This is a genomic window from Pseudomonas sp. FA-1 (assembly GCF_056856075.1).
Genome location: NZ_JBWXTH010000006.1, coordinates 192,176 through 210,321, shown reverse-complemented (window position 1 = coordinate 210,321; position 18,146 = coordinate 192,176). Strand labels below are relative to the sequence as shown.

The 18,146-nt window shown below is 65.8% G+C and carries 20 protein-coding genes; 10 read left to right on the top strand and 10 right to left on the bottom strand.

Annotated elements, in window-relative coordinates:
- Window positions 1-20 precede the first annotated feature (20 nt).
- The gene (locus AC1MHZ_RS13485; protein ID WP_084855590.1) at window positions 21-233 is read left to right on the top strand and encodes a cold-shock protein; all 213 of its coding nucleotides are present in this window, start codon (window positions 21-23) and stop codon (window positions 231-233) included.
- 148 nt (window positions 234-381) lie between these two features.
- On the opposite strand, the gene AC1MHZ_RS13480 is transcribed toward AC1MHZ_RS13485, so the two are convergent.
- Window positions 382-705: an I78 family peptidase inhibitor gene (locus tag AC1MHZ_RS13480; protein ID WP_084855591.1), complete on the bottom strand. Its 324-nt coding sequence runs from the start codon at window positions 703-705 to the stop codon at window positions 382-384.
- A gap of 263 nt (window positions 706-968) precedes the next feature.
- Between AC1MHZ_RS13480 and AC1MHZ_RS13475 the strand changes: the two genes are divergently transcribed.
- Window positions 969-1,181 (top strand): hypothetical protein, encoded by a 213-nt coding sequence (locus AC1MHZ_RS13475; protein WP_084855592.1) that lies wholly within the window; start codon window positions 969-971, stop codon window positions 1,179-1,181.
- Here the strand turns inward: AC1MHZ_RS13475 and AC1MHZ_RS13470 are convergent.
- The 7 genes from AC1MHZ_RS13470 to AC1MHZ_RS13440 all read right to left on the bottom strand — a co-directional run bounded on the left by AC1MHZ_RS13470 (window position 1,153) and on the right by AC1MHZ_RS13440 (window position 8,159).
- A complete protein-coding gene (locus AC1MHZ_RS13470; RefSeq protein ID WP_324812627.1) occupies window positions 1,153-2,160 on the bottom strand; it encodes a nucleoside hydrolase in 1,008 nt (335 codons plus the stop codon). The genes AC1MHZ_RS13475 and AC1MHZ_RS13470 overlap by 29 nt on opposite strands.
- 138 nt (window positions 2,161-2,298) lie before the next feature.
- Window positions 2,299-2,697: a D-ribose pyranase gene (gene rbsD / locus AC1MHZ_RS13465; protein WP_084855594.1), complete on the bottom strand. Its 399-nt coding sequence runs from the start codon at window positions 2,695-2,697 to the stop codon at window positions 2,299-2,301.
- Window positions 2,694-3,602, bottom strand: coding sequence for a ribokinase (rbsK, locus tag AC1MHZ_RS13460; RefSeq protein WP_324812630.1), 909 nt, complete (start codon window positions 3,600-3,602; stop codon window positions 2,694-2,696). Before rbsK ends, rbsD begins: the two co-directional genes overlap by 4 nt.
- Window positions 3,603-3,611: 9 nt before the next feature.
- Entirely contained in the window at window positions 3,612-4,634 is a 1,023-nt protein-coding gene (locus AC1MHZ_RS13455) for a LacI family DNA-binding transcriptional regulator (protein WP_084855596.1), read from the bottom strand.
- Window positions 4,635-4,638: 4 nt separating this feature from the next.
- On the bottom strand, window positions 4,639-5,634 hold the full coding sequence (locus tag AC1MHZ_RS13450) for an ABC transporter permease (RefSeq protein WP_084855597.1): 996 nt from the start codon (window positions 5,632-5,634) through the stop codon (window positions 4,639-4,641).
- A complete protein-coding gene (locus tag AC1MHZ_RS13445; RefSeq protein ID WP_084855598.1) occupies window positions 5,631-7,184 on the bottom strand; it encodes a sugar ABC transporter ATP-binding protein in 1,554 nt (517 codons plus the stop codon). Before AC1MHZ_RS13445 ends, AC1MHZ_RS13450 begins: the two co-directional genes overlap by 4 nt.
- 18 nt (window positions 7,185-7,202) lie before the next feature.
- Entirely contained in the window at window positions 7,203-8,159 is a 957-nt protein-coding gene (locus AC1MHZ_RS13440) for a substrate-binding domain-containing protein (RefSeq protein ID WP_482966483.1), read from the bottom strand.
- Window positions 8,160-8,513: 354 nt separating this feature from the next.
- Here AC1MHZ_RS13440 and AC1MHZ_RS13435 point away from each other — a divergent pair, with 354 nt between their 5' ends.
- From AC1MHZ_RS13435 to AC1MHZ_RS13425, 3 genes are all read left to right on the top strand, one after another.
- Window positions 8,514-9,602 carry an asparaginase gene (locus AC1MHZ_RS13435; protein ID WP_084855600.1) on the top strand — a complete coding sequence of 363 codons (1,089 nt, stop codon included), beginning with the start codon at window positions 8,514-8,516 and terminating at the stop codon, window positions 9,600-9,602.
- A gap of 193 nt (window positions 9,603-9,795) precedes the next feature.
- Window positions 9,796-10,038, top strand: coding sequence for a DUF1654 domain-containing protein (locus AC1MHZ_RS13430; RefSeq protein WP_084855601.1), 243 nt, complete (start codon window positions 9,796-9,798; stop codon window positions 10,036-10,038).
- A 6-nt stretch (window positions 10,039-10,044) separates the two neighbouring features.
- On the top strand, window positions 10,045-10,737 hold the full coding sequence (locus AC1MHZ_RS13425; protein ID WP_084855602.1) for an endonuclease: 693 nt from the start codon (window positions 10,045-10,047) through the stop codon (window positions 10,735-10,737).
- Between the two features lie 3 nt (window positions 10,738-10,740).
- Here AC1MHZ_RS13425 and AC1MHZ_RS13420 read toward each other — a convergent pair whose 3' ends face one another.
- Window positions 10,741-11,166 carry a GTP pyrophosphokinase gene (locus AC1MHZ_RS13420; RefSeq protein WP_084855786.1) on the bottom strand — a complete coding sequence of 142 codons (426 nt, stop codon included), beginning with the start codon at window positions 11,164-11,166 and terminating at the stop codon, window positions 10,741-10,743.
- 133 nt (window positions 11,167-11,299) lie between these two features.
- Window positions 11,300-11,869, bottom strand: a complete 570-nt coding sequence (locus AC1MHZ_RS13415; protein WP_084855603.1) for an SPOR domain-containing protein — start codon at window positions 11,867-11,869, stop codon at window positions 11,300-11,302.
- Between the two features lie 179 nt (window positions 11,870-12,048).
- On the opposite strand from AC1MHZ_RS13415, the gene AC1MHZ_RS13410 reads away from it, so the two are divergent.
- From AC1MHZ_RS13410 to AC1MHZ_RS13390, 5 genes are all read left to right on the top strand, one after another.
- A complete protein-coding gene (locus AC1MHZ_RS13410; RefSeq protein ID WP_324812649.1) occupies window positions 12,049-13,470 on the top strand; it encodes an MFS transporter in 1,422 nt (473 codons plus the stop codon).
- A gap of 83 nt (window positions 13,471-13,553) precedes the next feature.
- Complete coding sequence (locus tag AC1MHZ_RS13405; RefSeq protein WP_482966482.1) at window positions 13,554-14,960, top strand: NAD(P)/FAD-dependent oxidoreductase; 1,407 nt, start codon at window positions 13,554-13,556, stop codon at window positions 14,958-14,960.
- 10 nt (window positions 14,961-14,970) lie between these two features.
- Window positions 14,971-15,306: a cupin domain-containing protein gene (locus AC1MHZ_RS13400; RefSeq protein ID WP_084855606.1), complete on the top strand. Its 336-nt coding sequence runs from the start codon at window positions 14,971-14,973 to the stop codon at window positions 15,304-15,306.
- Window positions 15,307-15,351: 45 nt separating this feature from the next.
- A complete protein-coding gene (locus tag AC1MHZ_RS13395; RefSeq protein WP_324812658.1) occupies window positions 15,352-16,584 on the top strand; it encodes an amino acid permease in 1,233 nt (410 codons plus the stop codon).
- 62 nt (window positions 16,585-16,646) lie between these two features.
- Window positions 16,647-18,143, top strand: coding sequence for a PucR family transcriptional regulator (locus AC1MHZ_RS13390; RefSeq protein ID WP_482966512.1), 1,497 nt, complete (start codon window positions 16,647-16,649; stop codon window positions 18,141-18,143).
- The last annotated feature ends 3 nt before the right edge of the window (window positions 18,144-18,146 follow it).

The following is an 18,146-nucleotide window of genomic DNA, read 5'->3' as shown; positions in this document are numbered from 1 at the left end:
TGTTTCTGGAGATTCACCCCATGTCCAATCGCCAAAACGGCACCGTCAAATGGTTCAATGATGAAAAAGGCTACGGCTTCATCACCCCACAAGGCGGCGGCGACGACCTGTTCGTACACTTCAAGGCCATCGAATCCGACGGCTTCAAGAGCCTGAAAGAGGGCCAGTCCGTTTCCTTCGTTGCCGAGCGCGGTCAGAAGGGCATGCAGGCTGCGCAGGTTCGTCCGGAGTAATTCGGATAGAAACGCAAAAAACCCGCCTTCGTGGCGGGTTTTTTGTGGGTGTCATGCTGGTATTGCTGTGGCGGCGAAACTGCCCTATCGCCGGCAAGCCGGCTCCCCCAGGTGGCGCTGCACCTGAGAAGCAGGCTTCACGGGCTCGCTAGCCGCAGTTGACGCGGGTGACGACGCCTTTGTCATCGACGTTCAGGTTCAGCCGCTCGGAGCGGTACTCCAGGGTGATGACGTCGTGGGGCTTGAGGATGCGCGCCAGCTGCGAGCCGCTGGCCTTGCGGGCCTGCTCGAGCAATTCGGGGGTGGCCTGCTTACCGAGGGTGAAGTCGGCCGCGCTGGCTTCGCAGCGCCCGCCATTGTCGGCCGGGGTGGTCGGGGCCTTGTCGCCACCGCCCGAGGAACCGCCTGTGCTGCAACCTGCCAGGACTGCAGCCGCCAGCAAGGTCGCCAGGTAAGCACGGGTACGGAACATGAATCCTCCTAATCGATCACGGGAACTGCCTAATGCGACAGTTCCATTCCACATTTGTTGCAAAACCGGACAAGTCTGCCTGAAGCGAGGCCCCCAGGCCAAAAGCCAATCGTGACCGGATTTTGCGACGGATGCCCGGCATGCCACTGTGCGCCCAAGGCCAAGGCATGATTTACTGCTGCAAGCGGAGCGCACCACGCCTCCCTTCGAATGCCAAGGTCAGGTGTTCGACCCACAGCCCGGGCCCGCCACGAGAGCCTTCCATGAGCAGCCACAGCATCGATGCCGACATCAAGGTCAAATGGGCCGAGGGCCAGAGCGCCTACAGCCCCGGTACCCCCGAGGAATTGCTACTGATCGCCATCGACCTGCTGGTGCGCGACCGCGGCAGCGAGGCGGCGCGCAGCTTCATCGAGCAGGTGTTCGAGCGCTACGCACCGCACGCGGCTATCGCAATCGAGCCAGGCGCGCGCTGAGCAGGTCGAAGAAACCCTGGGCGTCGCCTTCGTTCAACCACAAAACGTTGGCAGGTTGCTTGAGCACGGCGTACCAGTCCACCACGGTCTGGCCGAAGGTCGGCCCTTCGCGGCTGTCGATCACCATGTGCGCGCGGCGGCCGCTGAACAGCTCGGGCTCGAGCAGGTAGGCGATGACGCTGGCGTCGTGCACCGGGCCGCCGGGCATGCCGTACAGGTCCATGTCGTGCTTGACGTAGACATTGAGGATATCCACCACGCGCCGGCTGGCCTGGTTGTTGACGGCGGCCAGCTGCTTGAAGCGGGCCTCGCTGGTGATCACCTTGTGAGTGAGGTCCAGGGGTACATACGTGAGCTTCACGCCGCTGGCCAGCACCACTTCGGCGGCATGGGGGTCGGCATAGAGATTGAACTCGGCCACCGGGGTGATGTTGCCGCCGTTGAAGTGCGCACCGCCCATCACCACCACTTCCTTGATGCCCTTGGCGATCTCGGGCTTCTGGATCAAGGCCAGGGCCAGGTTGGTCTGTGGGCCGAGCATGGCGAGGGTGATGCTGTGGGGCTCGGCGCTGGACAGGGTGTCGACCAGGTACTGCACGGCGTTGCCCTGGGCCAGGCCTTGCCGGGGCTCATGGACCGTGACGCCTTCCAGGCCTTCTTCGCCGTGCACATCGGCAGCGTAGATCGGCTTGCGCACCAGCGGGCGCCCTGCCCCGGCGTAGACTGGGATATCCTCGCGACCCGCCCATTCACGGGCCAGGCGGGCGTTGCGCGAGGTCTTGGCCAGGCGCACGTTGCCGGCGACGGTGGTGATGGCGCGGATGTTGAGCTCGTCCGGGGAGGCCATGGCCAGGAACAGGGCCACCACGTCGTCAGCGCCGGGGTCGGTGTCGATGATCAGGTCGCGCGGGGCGGCCTGCAGGGGAGCAGTGGCGAGGATGGACATGAGGATGGCTCCTTGTAGCAGGTGCTTTAGCATGAGGCACTCCTTGTTGCCTTTGAGATGTTTTTGGGGCCGCGCTGCGGCCCAATCGCCGGCAAGCCGGCTCCCACCTGTCCTGCGCTGCTTCAAAGACACCGCCCTACCTGTGGGAGCAGGCTTGCCCTGCGCTGCGCCCTAGAAGGTAACGCCAGCTATCAGGGCAATATTGCTGTAGGGCTTGCACTCGCCGGTACGCACCACGGCCTTGGCCTGTCGGCAGAGCTCTTTGAACGCCTGGTGCGACAACAGTGCCTGCGAGCCGAGCTGCCCCGAGCATTGCTGCACCACCACCAGCGCTGGCGGTGCGATGTCGAGCATCTCTTCGGCCAGCACATGCCGCTCCACCTGCATCTCGGCCAACACCGCCCGCAGCACACTGGCGAAATCCGGCACACCCGGCACCACTGCCAGGTCGATCAACTCGATCCCAGGCGGTACTGGCAACCCGGCATCACCGATTACCAGCATATCGCCATGACCGAGCCCGGCGATCACCCGCGAAAGCGCGATGTTCAGCACCCCGGCCTTTTTCATGGCACCAGCTCCGCCAAGTAGGGAATCGAGGGCTGGGCACCGGCACGGGTCACCGACAAGGCCGCGGCACGCTGGCCAAAAACAATGGCGTCGCCCTCCTCCAGACCGCGCACCAGGGCCGCGGCAAAGCCGCCGATGAAGGTATCGCCTGCCGCCGTGGTGTCCAGCGGCTGCACCACCGGCGCGGGGAAGTGGCGGCTACCCGCCGGCGTGACGAACAAAGCCCCCTGCGCGCCCAGGGTGACGATCACCTTGCCCGCGCCGAGGGCCAGCAACCGTTCGCCGGCGCTACGGGCGCTGTCGAGATCGGTGACGGCTAGCCCGGTCAGGGCATGGGCTTCGCTTTCGTTGGGGGTCAGGTAGTCGATATGCGTGAACCAGTCCGCCGGCAACGGGCCGGTGGCTGGTGCCGGGTTGAGGATCACTGTCTTGCCCAGTTCGCGCCCGCGGGCCAGGGTCCAGGCCACCGTGGCCATGGGCACTTCCAGCTGGCAGATGATCACCTCGGCCGCCTGCAGCAACGCATCGAAACGCTGCACGGCCTCCGGCGTCAGCAGCCCGTTGCCGCCGGCAATGATGACGATGGCGTTCTGGCTCGCGGCATCCACGGTGATCAGCGCCACGCCACTGGAAACGCCCTCGCACACGCCGACCGCCCGGCAGTCGATGCCTTCGTGCGCCAAGGCCTGGCGCAATTGCTGGCCGTAGGCGTCGTCGCCGACGTTGCCGACCATCGCCACGCTCGCCCCCAGGCGTGCCACGGCCACCGCCTGGTTGGCACCTTTGCCGCCAGGCACGGTGAAGAAGCTGTCGCCGGCCAGGGTCTCGCCGGCCCGGGGCAGGCGCTGGGCGCGGGCCACCAGGTCCATGTTGAGGCTGCCGACCACCACCACCTTCGCGCTCATGGCACCTCCTTAGCGGTAATCATTGAACAGGTCCGGGCGCGGCCCGGTGGACTCGCGCAGCACGATGCGTGGGGCGACGATGCGTTGCTCGGCGTCACCACTGCGAGGCGTGGCGATGCGCGACAGCAGCAACTGCGCAGCGCTCTCGCCCAGCTCGCGAATCGACTGCCCGACCGTGGTCAACGGCGGGTAGACGTAGCGGCTGAGTTCGATGTCGTCGAAGCCGATCACCGATAGTTCGCCAGGCACGCTGATGTTGCGCTCGGCGGCGGCGCGCAATACGCCGAAGCCGATCATGTCGTTGCCGGCGAAGATCGCCGTCGGGCGCGCGCCGTCGAGCAGGCGCCCGGCGGCGACATGGCCACCGGGGCTGCTGAAGTCGCAATGCAGCACGCGGTCTTGCGGCACCTCCACTCCCTGCTCGGCCATGGCCCGACGAAAGCCCGCCAGGCGCAGCTGACTGGCACCGGTGTCCGCCGGCCCGCCGATGCAGGCGATGTCGCGATGGCCCAGGTCCAGCAGATGGCGGGTAGCGAGGTAGCCGCCCTGCTCGTGGTCGATGCGCACGAGGTCGGCATCCACACCTTCCAGGGCGCGGTCGACGATGACCATGGGCGTGCGTACGCCCGCCAGGCTCTCCAGCAGGTCGCGGTCCTCGCCCACCGAGGCGACGATCAGGCCGTCGATGCGTTTTTCCAGCAGCACGCGCAGGTAGCTACGCTGCTTCTGCGGGTTGTCGTCGGAGTTGCAGAGGATCACGCAGTAGCCGTTGCGTTCGCAGCCGTCCTCGATGCCCCGGGCCAGTTCGGCGAAGTACGGGTTGACGCTGTTGGGTACCAGCAGGCCGATGGTGGCCGTGCTGCGCGCTTTGAGCGAACGGGCTACGGCGCTGGGCACGTAGTCGAGCTCGGCGATGGCCGCCTCGACCTTCAGGCGCACCTGCTCGCTGACCGGGCGGGTCTTGTTCAGTACATGGGACACGGTGGTATAGGAGATACCTGCCAGTGCCGCGACGTCTTTGATGGTTGCCATGGGTTCAGTTCCGCCGGCCTGCACGCCGGCTACGGTAAGTGTCGAGCACCACGGCGATGACGATGACCGCCCCGGTGATGATGCGTTTGGTCGGCTCCGACGCGCCGATCTGCGCGAGCCCCGCGGCCAGCACGGAGATGATCAGCACGCCGAAGAAGGTGCTGATGACCGAGCCGCGCCCGCCCATCAGGCTGGTGCCACCGATCACCACGGCGGCGATCACCTGCAGCTCGAGGCCCGCGCCGGCATTGGGGTCGGCGGCCTCCAGGCGGGAGACCTGGAACAGCGCGGCCAGGCCCGCGAGCAGGCCCATCAGGGCGAACACCAGCACCTTGTACGGGCGCGGGTCGATGCCGGCCAGGCGCACGGCCTCCTCGTTGGTGCCGATGCCGATCAGGTAGCGGCCGAACACGGTGCGCGTCAGCACCAGCTGGGCGAGGACGATCACCAGCAAGGCGATGATGAAGGCTGGCGAGATGCCGAAGGCGATGGGGTTGGAGAACCAGGCGAAGGCATCGCCGATGTAAGCGGTGCGCGAGTCGGTGAATTGGTAGGCCAGGCCCCTGGCCATTTCCAGCACGCCCAGGGAGACGATGAATGAAGGAATGCGCCAGGCCACGGTGATGCCACCGGTAATGCTGCCGGCCAGCGCCGCCACGGCCATGCCCAGCAGCGCGGCGGGCAGCGGGCTCCAGCCCCAACCGAGGATCGCCACGCTGACCGCCGAGGCCGCCAGCGCCAACACCGAGCCGACCGACAGGTCGATGCCGCCGATGATCAGCACGAAGGTCATGCCCACGGCCAGCACCATCAGGTCGGGGATCTGGTTGGCCAGGGTGCTGAAGGTGGCGTAGGACAGGAAGTGGCTGCTCAGGAACGAGAACAGCACGATCATCGCCAGCAAGGCGCCGGCCAGGCCCAGGTAGGTGCCCAGGCCGAAGTAGCTGGCGCTGCGGCGCACGGGCGCGTTGCCCGGGGTGTCGAGGGGTGTGATTTTCATGGGGCCATCCTGGGCGCTGCCTCATGCAGCAGCGCGTCACGTTTCTGGTAGCCGGCGAAGGCTGCGGCGAGCAGTTGGTCCTGGCTCCAGCGGTCGCGGTCGAAGGTGTCGACCAGTCGGCCGGCGGACAACACCGCGATGCGGTCGCAGATCAACATCAGCTCGCGCAGGTCACTGGACACCACCACCAAGGCCTTGCCCTGGCGGGCCAGCTCTGCCAGCAGACCGTAGATGTCGAACTTGGCACCCACGTCGATGCCGCGGGTAGGTTCATCGAACAGCAGCACCTGGCAGTCGCGCTCCAGCCAGCGGCCGATCACTACCTTCTGCTGGTTGCCGCCGGAGAGCTCACCCACTGCCTGCGCGGGGCTGGCACTGCGGATGCGCATGGCATTGATCTGCCGCTCGGCCAGGGCCCGTTCGGCATCAGCGTCGAGGATGCCGGCACGGGACACGGCGCCCAGGTTGCCCAGGGCGATGTTGGCGCTGATCGACTGGCTCAGCAGCAGGCCTTCGCCCTTGCGGTCCTCGGTGATCAGGGCGATGCCGGCGCGCACGGCCGCCTTGGGAGAGTCCAGGTTCACGTTCTGCAACGGCTGGCCAAGCTCGACATGACCGCTGTCGGCACGGTCGGCGCCGTAGATCAGGCGCAGCAGCTCGGTGCGCCCGGCGCCGATCAGCCCGGAGATGCCGAAGATCTCCCCTGACCTGACCTCGAACGACACGTCGCGCACCTTGTCGCCCCGGCTCAGGCCTTGGACCTTGAGCAGCGTCTGGCCGATTTCGCGGCGCCCCAGGTCGATGTGCTCGCCCAGCTCGCGCCCGACCATCAGGTTGACCAACTCGGCGCTGCTGTAGCGCTGGATCGGCTCGACGCATACCAGCGTGCCGTCGCGCAGCACGGCGATGCGCTGGGCCACGCGCTGCAGCTCTTCCAGGCGATGGGAGATGTACACGATGGCTACGCCGCGCTGGCGCAGGCGCTCGATCTGGGTGAACAGCAGTTCCACCTCGCGGGCGGTGAGCATCGCCGTGGGTTCGTCGAAAATCAGCACATGGCAGTCGCCGATCAGGTTGCGGGCGATCTCGACCATCTGCTGGTGGCCGATGCCGAGTTCGCCGACCGGGGTGTCCGGGTCGATGGCGTCCAGGCCAACCTGAGCCATCGCTGCACGGGCCAGCTGGCGCAGGCGCGTGCGGCTGATCCAACCGAAGCGGCTGGGCAGGTTGTCGAGGAACAGGTTCTCGGCCACGGTCAGGGTCGGCAGCAGGTTGAGCTCTTGCATGACCATGCGCACACCCAGGCGCTCGGCCTCGCTGCGACTGCCAGGCGCATAAGGATCGCCGCGATAGCGCATCTGCCCTGTGGTGGGCGTTTCCAGGCCACTGATGAGCTTGGACAGTGTGCTCTTGCCTGCGCCGTTCTCGCCGGTGAGCGCCAGTACTTCGCCGGCACGCAGTTCAAGCGTCACATCGCCGAGCACCGGTTGGGTGTAGGTCTTGCCCAGGCCGCTGACGGCGAGGGTGGCGTGGTTGCCCGTGGCTGACATGGCCGACTCCTGCCTGGCTCAGAGGTGGGTAACCAGCTCGACCGGCGTCTGGATGACGTTGTCGGCATCCACCGCTGGCTTCTCGCCCTTGAGCATCTGCAACGCCGCCTGGATGCCGAACACCGCCTGGTCGGCGCCATGCTGTTCGAGGGTGGCGAGTACGCGGCCATCCTTGAGCATGGGCTTGATGGCGCGGATGTTGTCGTAGCCCACCACCTGCACCTGGCCGGTCTTGCCGGCAGCGCGAACGGCCGAGACGGCCCCCAGGGCCATGCTGTCGTTGCCGGCCAGCAGTGCCTTGAGGTCAGGGTATTCATTGAGCATGGCCGCGGCCACCGCATTGCCTTTGTCGATCTCCCAGTTGCCCGACTGCACCGAGACCACCTTCATCTGTGCGGCGTCCATGGCGTCCTTGAAGCCTGCGGTGCGCTGTTGGGCGTTGGTGGTGGTGGGCACGCCTTCGATGATGCCGACCTGGTCGCCCGCCTTGAGCTTTTGCTGGGCCAGGTAGTCACCGACCAGGCGTGCGCCCTTGCGGTTGTCGGGGCCGACGAAGGGCACGCTGATGCCCTTGCTCTCTAGCACGGCCGGGCCCAGGCGGTTGTCGATGTTGACCACGGTGATGCCGGCATCCATGGCTTTCTTCACCACCGGCACCAGGGCCTTGGAGTCGGCCGGGGCGATGACCAGGGCGTTGACGCCGGAGACGATCATCTGCTCGACGATGCGGATCTGGTTACCGGTGTCGGACTCGTCCTTGATGCCGTTGGCCACCAGGTCGAAGTCGTCGGGGTGTTGCTGCTGATAGGCCTTGGCGCCGTCTTCCATGGTCCGGAAGAACTCATTGGCCAGGGACTTCATCACCAAGGCGACCTTGGGTTTCTCTTCGGCATGGGCACCGGACAAGGGCAGTGCGAGGGAAAGCGTGGAGAACACAGCCAGGGCCAAAACGCGGCCAGGGAATGGCAGTTTCATGGAATTGACTCCGAATCTTGTGGTTTTTATCGGATCGCAAACGTTTGCGTTGCCTAACTATGGAAACAAGACCTGCTTTTGTCAAATTCCGCACGCGGTTTGGCTCGGGTCACGTACGTCGGGATTATCGGGAATATTTCCGAAAAACCGAACACCTTTTCCTACGCTTGTTCGGTGCTCCGAATGGAATACACCCTGCAGGAACGGCCTTGTGCCGCAATGGGGTGCCTAGCAGCCCCGGCAGTTCGTGGTGGGGCACAAGGCCGTTCCTGCAGGGCCAAGCTGGTATGAAACCTGCCTGACAGCCTATGCGTTACAGCAACAACCTCAACAGGAAGAGAGAGAACAATAACGATGAATGCTGCACTCAAAACCTTCGCCCCCAGCGCACTGGCCTTGCTGCTGGTCCTGCCCTCTACCGCGTCTGCCAAGGAAGCCGAAACCCAGCAGAAGCTGGCCAACGTGGTCATCCTCGCCACCGGCGGCACCATTGCTGGTGCTGGCGCCAGCGCTGCCAACAGCGCCACCTACCAGGCCGCCAAGCTGGGCGTCGACAAGCTGATCGCCGGCGTGCCGGAGTTGGCCGACCTGGCCAACGTACGCGGTGAGCAGGTGATGCAGATTGCCTCCGAGAGCATCTCCAACGACGACCTGCTCAAACTGGGCAAGCGCGTCGCGGAACTGGCCGACAGCAAGGACGTCGATGGCATCGTCATCACCCACGGTACCGATACACTGGAAGAGACCGCCTATTTCCTCAACCTGGTGGAGAAGACCGACAAGCCGATCGTGGTGGTCGGCTCCATGCGCCCGGGTACCGCTATGTCCGCCGACGGCATGCTCAACCTGTACAACGCCGTGGCCGTGGCCAGCGACACGCAGTCCCGCGGCAAGGGCGTGCTGGTGACCATGAATGACGAGATCCAGTCCGGCCGTGACGTGAGCAAGTCGGTCAACATCAAGACCGAAGCCTTCAAGAGCGCCTGGGGCCCGATGGGCATGGTGGTGGAAGGCAAGTCGTACTGGTTCCGCCTGCCGGCCAAGCGCCACACCGTCAACTCCGAGTTCGACATCAAGCAGATCAACAGCCTGCCGCAGGTGGACATCGCCTACGGCTACGGCAACGTGACCGACACGGCGTACAAGGCGCTGGCCCAGAACGGTGCCAAGGCGTTGGTCCATGCCGGTACCGGCAATGGCTCGGTGTCCTCGCGCGTGGTGCCGGCCTTGCAGGAGCTGCGCAAGAACGGCGTGCAAATCATCCGTTCCTCCCACGTCAACCAGGGCGGTTTCGTGCTGCGCAATGCCGAGCAGCCCGACGACAAGAACGACTGGGTCGTGGCCCATGACCTGAACCCGCAGAAAGCGCGCATCCTGGCCATGGTGGCGATGACCAAGACCCAGGACAGCAAGGAGCTGCAGCGGATCTTCTGGGAATACTGATACTCGCAAGGTCTGGCCGGTGTGCACGGCATGCCGGCCAATCGCGGGTTTCTGTGGGAGCGGGTTTGCGTACCCGCAACTACGGAACCAACCGCTCTACCACGGTCATATAGGCTTTTCACCTTACACGCTGTTGCGAAAATACCTACAGTGAAATACTGTATGCGCATACAGCAAAACAAGGAAAAGCCCCGTGGCCAGTACCTCCGCAGCAACCCCCAGCAGCTATGAACAACTGGGTATCCGTATCCAGAAGATCATCAACAGCCCTATCGCCCAGCGCAGCCGCGCCGCCTTGATCTTCCGCCTGGAGCACGAGTCCCCCGACGATTGGGAAACCCTGCTCGAGGAGATCGCCGAGAACGACAACGTCACCCTCGCCCATCGCGACGACGGCGGTGTGCAGATCTTCTGGACCGTGCCCAAGGAAGACTGACCCCGCATGAGAGTTTCGCTTTTCGCTGTCGCTTGCCTGCTGTTCACCGCCACCACCGCCCACGCCGACGCCCCACGCACCTTCCAGGAAGCCAAGAAGGTCGCGTGGCGGCTGTACGCGCCGCAGTCCACAGAGTTCTATTGCGGCTGCAAGTACAAGGGCAACAAGGTCGACCTGGCCTCCTGCGGCTATACCCCACGCAAGAATGCCCAACGCGCCTCGCGCATCGAGTGGGAACACATCGTGCCGGCCTGGCACATCGGCCACCAGCGCCAGTGCTGGCAAAACGGCGGGCGCAAGAACTGCTCGCGCCATGACGAGGTGTACAAGCGTGCCGAGGCCGACCTGCACAACCTGGTGCCAAGCATCGGCGAGGTCAATGGCGACCGCAGCAACTACAGCTTCGGCTGGCTGCCCCAGCAGCAAGGCCAGTACGGCAGCTGCCTGACCCAGGTGGATTTCAAGGCCAGGAAGGTGATGCCGCGCCCATCGATCCGCGGGATGATCGCGCGCACCTACTTCTACATGAGCAAGACGTACAACCTGCGCCTGTCCAAGCAGGACCGCCAGCTGTTCAACGCCTGGAACAAGACCTACCCGCCACAGCCGTGGGAACTGCAGCGTAACCAGCGGGTGGCCTGCGTGATGGGGCACGGCAATGACTTCGTCGGGCCGGTGAACCTCAACGCCTGCGGTTGAGCCTCAGGCCAGCGTCTGCAAGTAGGCGCTGGCCTGCTGGTAGCGGCTGAGCCGGGCCAGGTCGGCCGGGCCTGGGCACGGGATGCGGGACAGGTCGCTGTTGTCGGCAAGGTCGGCCAACTTGACCTGCCGCGCCAGCGGGTCGACGCCCAGACGCATGACGAAGGCCTCGTAGCTTTCCCCATCGCGCCGGCTCAGGGCCAGCACGGCGGCGAGGATCTTCAGGGGGAACCCTTCACGGGCGAGGTCCGAGAGAGTCAGAGGGGTGTCTTCGAGTACGTCGTGGAGCACCGCGACGATCCGCTGCTCCGGCGTGGTGACCCGCGCCATCACCCGCAACGGGTGGAGGATATAGGCCGCACCACCCTTGTCGAACTGCCCTTCGTGGGCCTTGGTCGCCATGGCAATGGCCCGTTCCAGCGTAGACATGAGCCCCTTCCCCTCAGCAGCCTGCTTGACCACAAGCATAGCTGCACAATCCTGCCTATCCCTGTGCGCCCCCTTGTAGCTACTTGCATCCACTTATGGGAGCGGGCTTGTCCTGCCCCTGCCTAGGGCTCTTTCAGCGCTTGGCCCCGTGCTGGATGACGATCGAGTCAGTACCCAGGCGTGCCATGACGTCGGCCTTACGCGCCTCGGCCTCGGCCTTGGTGGGGAACGGCCCCATCAGCACCACCGGCTTGCCGTCACGGTACTCGACCGACGACGGGATGCCCTTCTCGATCAGGCGTGCGGTCATGTCGCTCAGTGCGCCCATGTTGGCCCCCTGGATCACCTCCACATCCCAGCCTTCCGGAGCCGGCTGGTCGGCCAGGGCGTCGGCACGACGCTGCAGGTCGGCACCGCCGCACACTTCGCGGATGCGCAGGTTGTTGCCGGTTTCATCGACGATGATCTCGTATTGGCCGTCGTGCTTGATCGCCACGTAGCTGCGGTATGCCTCGTACTGCCCGGCGTCGTCCTTGCCGCGGACCTGGCCGCAGATGGAGCCCTGGGTGTCGATCCGCACGTTGGCGAACTTGGCCGTCTTGGGGTTGTGCAGGTATTCGGCAACCTGCTTGTGTACACCCTCGACCTCGTTCTCACAGCCGGCCAGGGCCAGCACTGCCATTACCACCGCCAGTTTGCGCACGCGTCTACCTCCTGATTCGAAGGGGCGGATTCTAGCATGACCGCTGCCCCGATCAGGGTGTCGGTGTCGCAGGCGCGGGCGAGATTCGAATTCCCACTGCAGGCGATGCCGATATTTAATTTCTGCCCTCGGCGATCTTTTCCTACCATGGGCCCGCGCTTCATTGCCCTGACCTGCCCATGAGTTTCGCCTTGTTCGCCTTCAAGCAGACCGCCCTGTCGCCCCCTGGTGAAGGGGTACCCCGACCGCAACGGCTGATCGCCGTGATCGCGATCATGCTCAACATCGCCATGGCCAACCTGGAAACGGCGATCGCCAATACCGCCCTGCCGACCATCGCAGCCGACCTGGGCACCACCGACGCCCAGGCGATCTGGGTGGTGAGCATCTATCACCTGGCCATGATCGCGGCCCTGCTGCCGCTGGCATCGCTGGGCGACATCATCGGTTACCGGCGCATCTCCATGGCCGGGCTAGTGCTGTTCATCCTGGCTTCGCTGCTCTGTGGGCTGGCGCCTTCGTTCGAATGGCTGCTGGTCGGCCGCCTGGTGCAAGGCCTGAGCGCCGCCGGGATCCTCGGCGTCGGCGTGGCGATGACGCGCTTCGTCTTCCCCAACCACATGCTCGGCCGTGGCATGGGCGTCAACGCCCTGGTGGTGGGGGCGTCGCTGGCGGCCGGGCCGAGCGTGGCGTCCCTGATCCTGAGCCTGGGCAGCTGGCACTGGCTGTTCCTGATCAATGTGCCCCTGGGGTTGGTCGGGGTGGCCCTCGGCCTGCGCTCGCTACCACCCACGCCCACCAGTGGGCGGCCGTTCGACTGGCTGGCCGCCGGGCTGTGCGGGGTGTTTCTTGCAGCTCTGGTCTATGCCATCAATGGCCTGGCCCAGGACGCACCGTGGCGTCTGACACTGGGCAGCATGGGGCTGGCCGGGTTGGGGCTGTACCTGCTGCTCAGACGCCAGGCCGGCACCCCCGCGCCCCTACTGGCGCTGGACCTGCTGCGCGAGCCACGCTACGCGCTGTCGGCGACCAGTGCCGGGGCCTCCCTCACGGCCCAGAGCCTGGCGTTCGTCGCCCTGCCCTTCATGTTGCAATACCAGTTGGGTTTCTCCCAGGTGCAGACCGGCTATCTGATCACCCCGTGGCCGGCGATGGCCGCGATCATGGCGCCCATTGCCGGGCGGCTGTCCGACCGCTATGCCACCGGCACCCTTACGGCGCTGGGCATGGCCATCCTCGGCCTGGGCCTGGTGCTGCTTTGCACCTTGCCACCCTCACCCGGGCCGTGGGAGATCGCCCTGCGCATGGCGGTGTGCGGCGCCGGCTTCGGCTTTTTCCAGTCACCCAACATGCGCGACATGATCGCCTCGATCCCGGCCGAGCGCAGCGGCGGCGCCGGCGGCCTGTCGAGCACGCTGCGCATGCTCGGGCAGGTATTGGGCGCGGCACTGGTGGCAGGGTTCTTCCAGGTGTATTCGGCACGCGGCGCTTCCCTGGCGCTGTGGGTCGGCGTGGGGTTCGCGGTGCTGGCGTGCGCCGCGAGCCTGTGGAAGCTGCTGGGCTGCGAGCGCGATGCTTTGTACGAGCGTATGAAGTGCTAATACGAATTCTTATGTGCGTCTAATTGTCGCCCCGGTGGGTAGTGGAAACACTAGAGCCTTCCAACCACCACCAGGGGCCAACAATGAAACTGACACCCACCCCGCCTTTGAAACCCAGCCACTGGATGACGGCGACCTCCTTGCTGCAACAGGCCACGCAGCCGCTGCAAGGCAACCATGACGCCGATGTGGTGATCATCGGCGGCGGCTTCGTCGGCCTGTGGACGGCCCTGACCCTCAAGGAGCAGGAGCCTGGCGCGCGGGTGATGGTGATCGAGCAGCACGTCTGTGGCGGCGGCGCCTCCGGTCGCAACGGCGGCTTCGTGATGTCCTGGTGGCCGAAGATCGGCACCCTGCGCAGCTTCTGCGACCCCGACCAAGCGCGCCTGCTGGGCGAAGCCGCTGAACACGCCATCACCGAGCTGGGCACGTTCTGCGAGCGCCACGGCATCGAGGCGCATTTTCGCCAGAGCGGCTGGTTGTGGACCGCCACCACGCCCCAGCATGTCGACACCTGGAACGCCACCCTGGCCGCCTGCGAGCGCCTGGGCGTGCAGCCGTTCGAACGCCTCGACGCACGTGAGGTAGCCCGGCGCACGGGCTCATCGGTGCACCTGGCGGGCGTGTTCGAGCGCAGCAATGCCACCGTGCAACCGGCCCTGCTGGTCGAAGGCATGCGCCGCGTGGCGCTGGCCAGCGGCGTCGAGATCCACGAGGGCACCGCCGTGCACCACATCGAGCCCGGCCAGCCCGCCAGCGTGAAGACGGCCCTAGGCTGCGTACGCGCAGGTTCCGTGGTACTGGCCGTCAACGCCTGGGCCGCCGCCCTGCCCTCGCTGTCCAAGCTGATCGTACCGGTCAACAGTTCGATCGTGGCGACCCAGGCCATACCTGGCCGCCTGCGGGATATCGGCTGGACGGGCGGCGAATCGATCACTGACTCGCAACTGATGGTCGACTATTACCGCACCACCCATGACGGGCGCATCGCCTTCGGCAAAGGCACCGGCGCCATCAGCTACGGCTCACGTATCAGCCAGGTGTTCAGCGAGGACGAGGCCAGCCTGGCACTGACCGAAGCCGACCTGCACCGGACCTACCCGATGCTCCGGGGCGTACCGGTGGAGGCGCGCTGGTCCGGGCCGATCGACCGTACCTACGACAGCCTGCCGGTGTTCGGCCGCCTCGACGGCCACCACAACATCCACTATGGCATCGGCTGGAGCGGCAACGGTGTGGGGCCCAGCCGCCTGGGCGGGCGCATCCTCGCCAGCCTGGCGCTGGGCCGCAACGACCCTTGGAGCCAGTGCCCGCTGGTAGAGCGCAGCTGCCGCACCTTCCCACCGGAGCCGGTCCGCTACCTGGGCGGCTCGCTGGTACGCAACGCCGTCTTGCGCAAGGAGCGCTCGGAACTGGCCGGGCAACGCCCGGCCGCCATGGACCGCTACCTGGCCCGGTTCGCCCCGGCCGGCCTCGAAGACAAAGCCTGAGGAACCTTTCATGTCCCTGATCCGTATCCGCCTGGACGACCAGCCAGGTTTCAGCCAACCCACCGTCCTGGGCGACGATGGCGCCCAGGCGCGCACTGCCGCGCACCGCACCTTGCCAGACGGCAAGGGCACCACCGGCGTATGGGAATGCACCCCCGGCACCTTCCGCCGCCAGGTGGCCCAGGCCGAATACAGCTATATCGTGGCCGGCGAAGGCAGCTTCACCCCCGAGCATGGCCAGCCCATCGCGTTCAGGGCGGGCGATGCACTGTACTTCGAGGCCGATACCCAGGGCACCTGGGACATCCGCACCACCGTGCGCAAGACCTACCTGATTCTCGACTGACCACACACCAGCCGCTTTCCCACAGACAAATACGAGGTACAAGAAGTGGGTGTACAACAACAGACGCTCCAGGAGTCCGGCCTCAAGGCCCACGCGCTGGGGCGCTTCGAAACGCTCGGCATCATCATCGGCACCAACATCGGCGCGGGCGTGCTCAGCATGGCCTTCGCCGCCCGCAAGGTCGGCTACATCCCGTTGCTGGTGTGCCTGCTGGTCACCTGCCTGTTCTGCGTAGTGACCATGCTCTATGTGGCCGAAAGTTGCCTGCGCACGCGCCAGAACCTGCAGTTGAGTGGCTTGTCGCGCAAATACCTGGGCACGTTCGGCGGCTGGTTGATCTTCTTCGCGGTCGCCGCCAACAGCTATGGCGCGCTCATCGCCTACATCAGCGGCAGCGGCAATATCCTCGCCGATTTCTTCGGCCAGTACGGCCTGACCCGGCAACAAGGCAGCCTGCTGTTCTTCATTCCCGCAGCGCTGGTGCTGTACCTAGGCCTCAAGGCCCTGGGCGTGGCGGAGAAGCTGATCAGCTCGGGCATGGTACTGATCGTCTGCCTGCTGATCGGTGCCACCGTGCTGCATGAAGACTCATCCCTCGTGCACCTGTGGCAGAGCCAGTGGCAGTACGTGGTACCGATCTTCAACCTGGCCGTGTTCGTGTTCGGTGCGCAGTTCCTGGTGCCGGAGATCGTGCGCGGCAACCTGGAGACGCCCAGGCGCATCCCGGGGCTGATCATCGGCGGCATGCTGTTGACCCTGGTACTGGTGGCGGCCATCCCGGCGTCGGTGATCGCACTGGTGGGCACCGAGCACTTGAGCGAAGTGGCCACCCTGAGCTGGGGCAAGTCGCTCGGGCAGTGGGCCTACTATGTGGCCAACGCCTTCGCCTTGCTGGCCATGCTGACCTCCTACTGGGGCCTGGGCGGCTGCCTGTTCACCAATATCTTCGACCAGATGCGCCTGGGCGATGAGGGTAACAAGCGCAAGCGCCTGATGGTGCTGGCCATGGTGACCCTGCCGCCGATCGTGGTGGCGTACTCGGGCTTCAGCGGCTTCGTCAATGCGCTGTACTTCGCCGGCACCTTTGGCGGCGTGCTGATGGGCATCATTCCGATCCTGTTGCTCAATGCCGCGCGCAAGGCAGGCGATCAGCAGCCGGCATTCACCTGTGGCTGGTATGCGCACCCGGTGATGCAGGGGCTGATCGTGCTGATCTTCGTTTCCAGCGGCGTGTACGCGGTGCTGTCGGCCCTGGGCATGTTGCCCGCCAGTTGGTGACACCGCACGCTTGAGGCAGTATGGGAGGCCTACCCTTGACCACCGCCTGGAGCGGCCTGCGCATGTTGCAACGCGTTCGTGACCTGATTGCGATACCGGAACTCCGTTCGCGGCTGCTCAGTGGTGCCAAGGGACTGGACCACAACGTGCGCTGGGCCCATGTCTGCGAATTGCCTGACCCCACCGAATGGCTGGGTGAAGGCGACGTGCTGATGACCACCGGGCTGGGCATCCCCAAGGCGCCGGCCGAGCAGCAGGCCTATGTCGCGCGGCTGGCCCAGGCAGGCATCGCCGGCATGATGATCGGCGAACACATGCAGGCCCCTGCGGACATCAGCGCCCTGGCCGAACAGGCCGAGGCGCTGGGCCTCCCGGTGATCCTCACCGAATACGGGGTGCCCTTCGCCGCGGTGACCCGAGCCATCATCGATGCCAACCAGCAGGATGAATTCGCCCGACGCGGGGCCCTGGCCAAGGTCTACGAAAGCGCCCGCCTGAGCATCCAGGGCCTGGGCCTGCCGGCCCTGCTCACGCGCCTGCAGGCGGATATCCAATGCCATCTGTACCTGGTATCGATGGGGAAGTTCACCCCCTGGGCTCCCGGTCTGCCTGAACTACCGTCGGCATTGGTGGCCAGCCTCGGCGCGGCACGCCAACGCCAAGGCGGCCATCAACCGATGGTACGTCGTCATGCCCTGCCAACCGGCGAAGCCCTGAGCATCGAGCTGCCCAGCGAGCCGGGCTGCCTGCTGGTGGTCAGCGGCACACGGCTGCCCGACTACGGCATGCTCCACCACCTGACAGCGGTGCTGGGCCTGGAAGTGCAACGCCTGCAGGCTGAGCGGGAGCGGCGCCTGCGCCTGGGCTCGGAGCTGCTCGATGACCTTTTGCAGCAGCGCCTGCAAACGGATGCATTGCTCGAGCGTCTGGGTGCCCATCTGCCAGGCGTGACGCTGGCCGACACGGTGATCTCGGCAGCGCGCCTGCCAGCCAATGGCAACACCTGGGAAGATCAGCTGCGCCCTCTGGACGAGTGCGCGTTGGTCCGCGCCCAGGGGCAGGAGCTGATCCTGCTGCACCGCGATGGCCTGCAGGAGGGCTACAGCGCCCAGCTCGACCTGCAACTGGGCTCCAGCACCGCGCTCGGCCAAGCCCAGCGTGGCCCGGACGCCCTGCGCGAAGCCCGCCTGGCCCTGGCGCATACCCATGGCCAGCGCCGGGTGTGCCGCTACGCACAGCTGGAAACCGACACCCCCTGGCTGCCGCGCACGCCCGACGAGGCAGACCGCGCATTCCGCGCCGTGCTCGGCGCGCTGCATGATTACGACCAGGCCAACGGCACCTACCTGTTGCACACCCTGCAGGTGTTTCTCGAAGAGAACCGCTCCTGGGTCAATGCTGCCCAGCGCCTGCATGTGCACAAGCAGACGCTGGTGTACCGGGCGCGCCGCATCGAAGCGATCAGCGGCCGTTCGCTGGACAGCACCGCCGACGTCGCCACGTTCTGGTTCGCCTTGCAAAGTGCGCGGGTGCTTGGGGTGTCGTTGCAGCCGAGGTAGATG